The following is an 8,520-nucleotide window of genomic DNA, read 5'->3' as shown; positions in this document are numbered from 1 at the left end:
CGTCGAGTTCCCGGTACGACAGCTCCCGCCCCGCACACCGCACCGCCACCCCGTCCGGGGACCGCAGCACCTGCGCCGCAAAAGCCGCCTGCACCGAACTGGCACCCAGCCCCCCACCGGGCTCCGCCCCGGCCCACGACTCCAACAACCGCACACGCTCTGCCGCTTCGATCACGTCGATCTGACTGATCGTCTGCTCCGGAGCGGCAGACACGGATTCGAGGACACGGACGAGGCCGGTGAACACGCGCTCCACGGTCTCCTGGTCGAAGAGATCCGCAGCGTACGTGACATACGCCCGCACAGGCCCGGGAAGACCTGCGTCGGTGTACTGCATGAGGAAGTTCAGCGACATGTCGAACTTCGCCGTCTGCTGCTTCCCCACGATCTCCTGGACCGTCAGGCCGGGCAGGTCCAGCGCATTGCCGTCGCCGGTCTGAAGGTTGAGCAGTACCTGGAAGAGCGGGTGGCGGGCCAGCGAGCGCTGGGGATTGACCGCCTCGACCACGCGCTCGAACGGCACGTCCTGGTGGGAGTACGCGGCCAGGTCGGTCTCCCGGACCTGCTCCAGCAGTTCCCGGAACGTCGGATTCCCGGAGGTGTCCGTCCGCAGGACCAGGGTGTTGACGAAGAAGCCGACGAGGTCGTCCAGTGCTTCGTCTGCGCGTCCTGCGACCGGGGTGCCGATCGGGATGTCCGTCCCCGCACCCATCTTCGTCAGCGTCACTGCCAGTGCCGCCTGAGCCACCATGAACGTGGTGGCGCCGGTCGAGTGTGCCAGCTCCGCCATGCCGCGGTGCAGTTCTGCGTCCAGCTCGAAGAAGACCGAGTCGCCGCGGTGGCCGGCCACCTTCGGCCGGGGGCGGTCGTAGGGCAGCTCGAGCTGGTCCGGGATGCCTTCCAGCGCCGCGGTCCAGAAGGCCAGCTGCTCACTCCCCAGGGAACCGGGGTCGTCCTCCGCGCCGAGGAGCTCACGCTGCCACAGCGTGTAGTCCGCGTACTGCACCGGCAGCGCCGGCCACGACGGCTCGATCCCCTGGATCCGGGCCCGGAATGCGACCTCCAGGTCACACGCCAGCGGCCCCATCGAGGCACCGTCGCTCGCGATGTGGTGCAGGAGCAGCAGCAGGACATGCTCGTCGGGAGCGACAGTGAACAGCGTTGCTCGCAGAGGCAGCTCGGCCGACAGGTCGAACACGTACTGACCGGCCTCGCGCAGCAGCGCGTCCACCTCGTCCGCACCACAGGTGACCCGGTGCAGCCCCACGCCGGCGGCGTCCTGGTCCAGGATCACCTGGACCGGGCTCCCGTCCACCTCCTGGAACACCGTCCGCAGGCTCTCGTGCCGTGCCACCACGTCGCCCAGGGCACGCTCGAGCACCTCGGGGTTCAGCTCCCCGGTGATCCGGAACGCCGCCGGAGCGTTGTAGGTGGCGCTGGTCTCCTCGAGCTTGTCGAGGAACCACAGCCTGTTCTGTGCCGGGGACAGCGGGATCCGCTCCGGGCGGGCCGTCGCGGTCAGCGCGGGCCGGGCCGCCCCTGCCTGCGCGACCCGCTCGGCGAGGGCGGCGACGGTCGGGGCCTCGAACACGGTCCGCACCACCAACTCCGCCCCCAGGACCGAACGGATGCGGCCGGCCAGGCGGGTGGCGAGGAGGGAGTGACCGCCGAGCTCGAAGAAGTTGTCGTCGATGCCGACCACGGGCACGCCCAGGACGTCGGCGAACAGAGCGCACAGGGCCTCTTCCCGCGCCGTCCGCGGACCGCGCCCGGCCCCGGTCGCCGGCAGCTCGGGGGCGGGCAGCGCCCGCCGGTCCAGCTTGCCGTTGGTGGTCAGCGGGAGCCGGTCGAGCACCACGAACGCCGAGGGCACCATGTACTCCGGCAGCTGACCCGTCGCGTGCGCGCGCAGGGCCTCGACGTCCACCCCGTTGCCGTGACCCGGCTCGGCGACCGCGTAGGCGACCAGGCGCTTGTCGCCCGGCCGGTCCTCACGCACCAGGACCGCCACCTCCGACAGTCCCGGGAAGCGGGCCAGCACGGCCTCGATCTCGCCCGGTTCGACGCGGAAGCCACGGATCTTCACCTGGTGGTCGACCCGGCCCACGAACTCCAGCAGCCCGTCCGCCCGCCAGCGCACCACGTCACCGGTGCGATACACGCGTGCCTGAGGATCGTCCGAGAATGGGTGCTTGATGAACCGCTCCGCGGTCAGCTCCGGGCGGTTCCAGTAGCCCCGGGCCACGCCGGGGCCGCCGACCCACAGCTCGCCTGGAACCCCCGGGGGAAGCAGGGCACCGTTGTCGTCCATGACGAACACCTCGGTGTTCGTCAGCGGTCGACCGATGGGGATCTGCCCGGTTCGGGGGGTGGTCCGGTCCACCGTGTAGCAGGTGGTGAACACCGTCGCCTCGGTGGGCCCGTAGCCGTGGACGAGGTGCGCGGGGGCCCACGGCCCGGCCACCAGCTGGTCCACCACCGGCCGGTCGATCGCCTCGCCGCCGAAGAACACGTACTGGACGTCGGCGAGGAGGTCGGGGCAGTCCAGCAGGTGCTGGCGGAGCAGGGGAGACGTCAGCCACATCATCGTCACACCGCAGTGGCGCAGGGCAGCCTTGAGCTCGACGGCGTCGAGGAGGACCTCCTTGTCCATCACCACCATGGCGGCGCCGGACGTCAGCGCGGGCCAGCACTCGAAGGTGAAGGCGTCCCAGGCGAAGTTGGAGGGATGGGCGACCACGTGGCCGGGACCGACGCCGGCGAACACGTCACTGTCGACCAGCCGGCAGATCGAGCGGTGCTCGATCATGACGCCCTTGGGGGTGCCGGTGGAGCCGGAGGTGTAGATGACGTGGAACAGGCTGTCGGGGCCGACCTGCACGGACGGGTCGGTGCGCGGCCGGGTGGCGATCTCGGGCCACTCCTGGTCGATCAGAAGCCGCCCGGCGGTCACGCCCGCCAGCCGGTCCTGGAGGTGGGCATGGGTGATGACCAGCGACGCCTCCACGTCGGCCACCATGAACTCCAGCTGCTGCACCGGGTAGTCGTGGTTGAGCGGCACATAGGCAGCGCCTGCCTTCAGGACACCCAGGACGGCAACGACCGCGTCGATGCCCCGTTCGACACAGACCGGAACCAGCTGCTCCGCGCGCACCCCTCGGTCGATCAGGTAGTGGGCGAGCTGGTTCGCCCGCATGTCGAGCTCGCGGTAGGTCACCGCCTCCTCGCCGCAGAACACCGCCGGCGCGTCCGGAGTCCTGGCGACCTGGTCCTGGAACAGCTGGTGCACGGTGGTGTTGTCGGGGTACGGCACGGTCGTGTCGTTCCACTCGACGACGAGCCGCCGGTGCTCCTCCGCGGAGAGGAGGCCGATCCGGCTCAGCGGCAGGTCCGGCTCCACCGCGACCGCGGCGAGCAGCCTCTCCAGGCAAGCCGCGATCCGCTGTGCGGTCTCCGCGGTGAACAGATCGAGGGCATAGCCGAGCCGCCCGCTGATCCCGTCGGGAACGCCCTCCCCCGCGTGCTGCTCGAAGAGTTCCAGGGTGAGGTCGAACTTGGCGACGTCGGTGTCACCCAGGCTCACGTCCGCGGTCAGCCCCGGAAGGTCCATCCGGACGGACGCGTTGTTCTGCATGGCGAGCAGCACCTGGAAGAGCGGGTGCTGGGCGGTGGAGCGCTCCGGGTTGAGGACGTTCACCAGGTGCTCAAAGGGGACGTCCTGGTGGGCGAAGGCCTCCAGCGACACTTCCCTGACCCGGGCCAGCAGCTGGTCGAAGGAGGGATCGCCGGTGGTGTCGGTCCGGATCACCAGGGTGTTGACGAAGAATCCGACCAGGTCGCCCATCGCCTCGTCGGTCCGGTTGGCGATGGGGGTACCCACCGGAATGTCGTGGCCCGCGCCCAGCCGGGAGAGCAGCGCGGCGAAGGCGGCCTGCACCACCATGAACAGACTGGCCTGACGGGTACGGCCCAGCGCGATCAGGCGCTGGTGCAGCTCCGCGTCCAGCTCGAAGGAGACCGAGTCGCCGCGGTGGCTGGCCACCTTCGGCCGGGAGTGGTCGTAGGGCAGCTCGAGCTGGTCCGGGATGCCTTCCAGCGCCTTGGTCCAGAAGGCCAGCTGCTCACTCCCCAGGGAACCGGGGTCGTCCTCCGCGCCGAGGAGCTCACGCTGCCACAGCGTGTAGTCCGCATACTGCACCGGCAGCGGCGTCCAGGACGGCTTCTCGCCCGCGTACCGTGCCGCATAGGCACGGCCGATGTCCTGGGTCAGCGGAGCCACCGACCATCCGTCGGACGCGATGTGATGGATGAGCAGGAACAGGACGTGCTCGGTCTCCGACAGGGCGAACAGACGGAACCGGACCGGCGGGTTCACCGCCAGGTGGAAACGCTCCGCAGCGAGAGCCGAGATGTGCCCGGGCAGGGCAGCCTCGTCGGTCCGGACCAGCTCGAAGTCCCGCATGGCGCGATCCGCCGACAGGATCTGCTGGAACGGCACACCCTGGGCGTCCTCGGGAAAGACGGTGCGCAGGCTCTCGTGCCGGTCCACCACGTCCTCGAGTGCGGCGTGCAGCGCGACCCGGTCCAGCGGCCCCGACAGGCGCACGGCGAGGGGAAGGTTGTAGGTGGCGCTGGTCTCCTCGAGCTTGTCGAGGAACCACAGCCTGTTCTGCGCCGGGGACAGCGGCACCCGCTCCGGGCGGGCCGTCGCGGTCAGCGCGGGCCGGGCCGCCCCTGCCTGCGCGACCCGCTCGGCGAGGGCGGCTACCGTGGGGGCCTCGAACACGGTCCGCACCACCAACTCCGCCCCCAGGACCGAACGGATGCGGCTGACCAGGCGGGTGGCGAGCAGCGAGTGACCGCCGAGCTCGAAGAAGTCGTTGTCGATGCCTACGGCCGGCACGCCGAGGATCTCGGCGAACAGCCGGCAGAGGGTCTCCTCCTGGGGGCTGCGGGGGGCGCGTTCGGTGCCGGCGGTGGGCTGGTCGGGGGCGGGCAGCGCCCGCCGGTCCAGCTTGCCGTTGGTGGTCAGCGGGATCCGGTCGAGCACCACGAACGCCGAGGGCACCATGTACTCCGGCAGCTGACCCGCCACGTGTGCGCGCAGGGCCTCGACGTCCATCCCGTCGCCGTGGCCCGGGTCGGCGACCACGTAGGCCACCAGACGCTTGTCGCCCGGCTGGTCCTCACGAGCGATGACCGTGACCTGGGAGATCCTCGGGAAGCGCGCCAACGCCGCCTCGATCTCGCCGAGTTCGATGCGGAACCCGCGGATCTTGACCTGGTCGTCGGCCCGGCCCAGGAACTCCAGCGCCCCCTCGTCGGACCAGCGAACCAGGTCGCCGGTGCGGTACATGCGGGTGCCGGCCGGGCCGAAGGGGTCGGCCACGAAGCGCTCGGCGGTCAGGTCCGGACGTCCGAAGTAACCGCGGGCCAGGCCGGCGCCCGCCAGGTAGAGCTCGCCGGCCACGCCGGCCGGGACCAGCGACAGGTCGTCATCGAGCACATGGGCCTGCATCCCGTCCAGCGGAAAGCCGATCGGCAGCGGTGCCGGCAGCTCGCTGCCGCGCCGCCACGGATGCTGCGTCGCATACAGCGTGGTCTCGGTGGGACCGTACGCGCTGCGCACGACGATGTCCGGGCAGTGGTCCAGCACCCGCTGCACCGCGGTGGGCGAGACCACGTCACCACCTGTGATCACCTCACGCGCACCTGCGAAGCAGCCCGGATCCTCCTCCGCCATCACCTGGAACAGGCCGGCGGAGACGTCCAGGGCGGTGATCTCCTCCTCGGCGATCAGGCGGGCAAGCACCGCCACACTCAGATCACCCTCGGGCGTGATGACCGTCCGCCCACCCTGCAGCAGCGGCACCCACAGGCCGTAGACCGAGGGATCGAACGCGTACGGGATGACCATCAGCATCCGCTCGTGCGCGCCCGGCTCGAACATGCTGTCCACGACCAGCTCGAGGACGTCGCGGTGGGTGACCGCCACACCCTTCGGGCGGCCGGTCGAACCGGAGGTGTACATCACGTACGCCAGCTGGTCCGGTCGGCAGTCCACGCCCGGGTCGGTGCTCGTCGAGTTCCCGGTACGACAGCTCCCGTCCCGCACAGCGCACCGCCACCCCGTCCGGGGACCGCAGCACCTGCGCCGCAAAAGCCGCCTGCACCGAGTCACCGATCAACGCCGCATTCGACTCGAACGACCGATCGTCGGCGACATCACCAAAAGTCGCAGCACGCATTACCAATCACCGTCTTTCGGGGTTGAGATCGCACGACTCGCGGTCGGGCCGGCACAAGAGAAGGGGCACTGGCTCACCGATGACCGCCGCCCACGAGGAGTGGGCGGCGACGTCACCGATGCCTGGGAAAGGGCCGAGAACTACGCCGGCGTCGGGTCCGCCGGGTCGCGGCTCCACTCGGATTTGGTGGACTGCCATCCGTCCTCGTCCACCCCGCGCCGCCAGTAGCCGGAAATGGACAGCTGATAGCGGGTCAGGCCGCGTTCCATTCGGAGGTGCTGCCGCAGCGCCTTCACGAAGTGCGCCTCACCGTGGACGAAGGCATGCACCGTTCCGGTCGGGAAGTCCAGTTCGGAGACGGCCTCGTGAAGCGCGTCGCCAATCCGACGCTCCCCGCGGTGCAGCCAGACGATCTCGGCATCGGCCGGCGTCCGGATCTCCTGCTCGTCCTCCGGACCGGAGACCTCGATGAACGCCTTGACGACCGCTCCTGACGGCATTGCCTCCAGGGAAGCCCCGATCGCGGGCAGGGCGGACTCGTCTCCGACGAGCAGATGCCAATCGGCCTCGGTGCTGGGCGAGTAGCCGCCGCCGGGACCGATGAAGTAGATCTCCTCACCGGGCTTGACCGTCGCGGCCCACGGGCCGGCCAGACCACGCTCACCGTGGTGGACGAAGTCCAGGGTCAGTTCGACGGCCTCCGGGTCCCACCCGCGGACCGTGTACGTCCGGGTCTTGGGCCACTGGTCCCGGGGGAGGTCCCGGCGAATGGCCGAGATGTCGAACGGCTCGGGGTACTGCACACCCTCGAGAGGGAAGATCAACTTCACGTAGTGATCGGTGTACTGCCCGGCGCCGAACCTCTGCAGGCCCTCACCGCCGAGGACAACCCTGGCCATGTGCGGGGTCACCCATTCGACGCGCAGCACCCGTCCTCGGTGCAGCGTCGACCTGTTGGCCGCAGGCTGGTCGGACATCAGTGGCTCCTCGCCTGCTTCATTCCCTCAGAACTGGTCTTCATCGCCCGAACCAGAACCGGAGCGATGTCCGCAAGCGCATCCGCGCTCATCATCTGCATGTGCGTGAACGGAGTGACGTGCTTCTCGATCCGGCCGCTCACATACGGCTCCCAGGCCTCCGCGAGTCCGGTGGACCCGCCGTCCGGCCCGGCCGCCTCAATGAAGATCATGCTGCCGTCGAAGTGCTCGGTGGCCGCTCCCCGGCTGATCCTGAGGTTGTTCTCCGTGATGTCGATGAGAGCGGCGACAGTCCGCTCCTCGAGGCTGGCCAGTGTTCCGCCGTGGGCCTTGAGAATCTCGAGGATGCGCGGCATCTCGATCGGCTCGTCGCCGGCTTCGGCGTAAAAGGCTCCGATTCCGTCGAACGCGAGCTCCAGGAGATCGCGCTGGCTGCGCGAACGGTCCGAGCTCGCGTGCCCTCCGATGCCGGAATCGAGCACGGCCAGCAGGGACACCTGCTCGCCCTCCTGCTGGAGGCGGGCCGCCAGGGTATGCGCGACCTTGCCGCCGAAGGACCAGCCCAGGAGGGAGTAGGGGCCGGACGGCTGGATCGCCCGGATGCGGCCGAGGTAGTCCTCGATCAGCTCGTCCATGTCGGCGGGGAGCGGCTCGTCCACGCCCAGCCCGCGGGCCTGGAGCCCGTACACCGGGAACTCCTTCGGGGCGAAGCGCAGCAGACCGGCGTAGCACCAGGCCATGCCGCCTCCGGGGTGCACGCAGAACAGCGGCGTACGGCTGCCGACCGGCCGCAGGTTCAGCACGTGCTCCAGCGCGCTGTCCTGCTCCTCGCTGTCCGCCTGGCCCAGGTTCGACAGAGCGGCCACGGTGGGAGTGTTGAGCAGGCTGCGGATCGAGAGCTTCACGCCCAGGATCGCCCGGACGCGGCTGACCAGGCGGGTGGCGGACAGGGAGTGGCCGCCCAGCTCGAAGAAGTTGTCGTCGATGCCTACGGCCGGCACGCCGAGGATCTCGGCGAACAGGCCGCACAGGATCTCCTCGCGCGGGGTCCGCGGAGCGCGTCCGGTCCGGGTGGTCGTCGCCGTGTCCGGTGCGGGCAGGGCGCGGTAGTCGACCTTGCCGTTGGTGGTCAGCGGGAGCCGGTCGAGCACGACGAACGTGGACGGGACCATGTACTCGGGCAGCTGACCCGCCACGTGTGCGCGCAGGGCCTCGGTGTCCAGGGTGTCGGTGTCGGTGACCACGTAGGCGACCAGGCGTTTGTCGCCGGGCTGGTCCTCGCGGGCCACGACCGC

The 8,520-nt window shown here is 70.0% G+C and carries 3 protein-coding genes; all 3 read right to left on the bottom strand.

Features of this window, described 5'->3' with window-relative positions; all coding sequences use genetic code 11:
• Window positions 1-6,064: amino acid adenylation domain-containing protein (locus tag IF78_RS0142580; protein WP_158751713.1), on the bottom strand; the 6,064-nt coding region annotated here is incomplete at its 3' end.
• Window positions 6,065-6,388: 324 nt separating this feature from the next.
• A complete protein-coding gene (locus IF78_RS0142575) occupies window positions 6,389-7,225 on the bottom strand; it encodes a siderophore-interacting protein (protein ID WP_031488134.1) in 837 nt (278 codons plus the stop codon).
• Window positions 7,225-8,520, bottom strand: a 1,296-nt coding sequence (locus IF78_RS0142570; RefSeq protein ID WP_031498849.1) for an alpha/beta fold hydrolase, incomplete at its 5' end; no start/stop codon positions are given. The genes IF78_RS0142575 and IF78_RS0142570, both read right to left, overlap by 1 nt.

The organism is Streptomyces bicolor, assembly GCF_000719285.1.
GTDB classification, from domain to species: Bacteria; Actinomycetota; Actinomycetes; order Streptomycetales; family Streptomycetaceae; genus Streptomyces; species Streptomyces bicolor.
This window is presented reverse-complemented; position numbering and strand designations above follow the sequence as displayed.

What these genes read in the sequence shown, in the direction of transcription:
- IF78_RS0142575 (WP_031488134.1), bottom strand. Translation starts at nt 7,225, where the DNA reads ATGTCCGACCAGCCTGCGGCCAACAGGTCGACGCTGCACCGAGGACGG.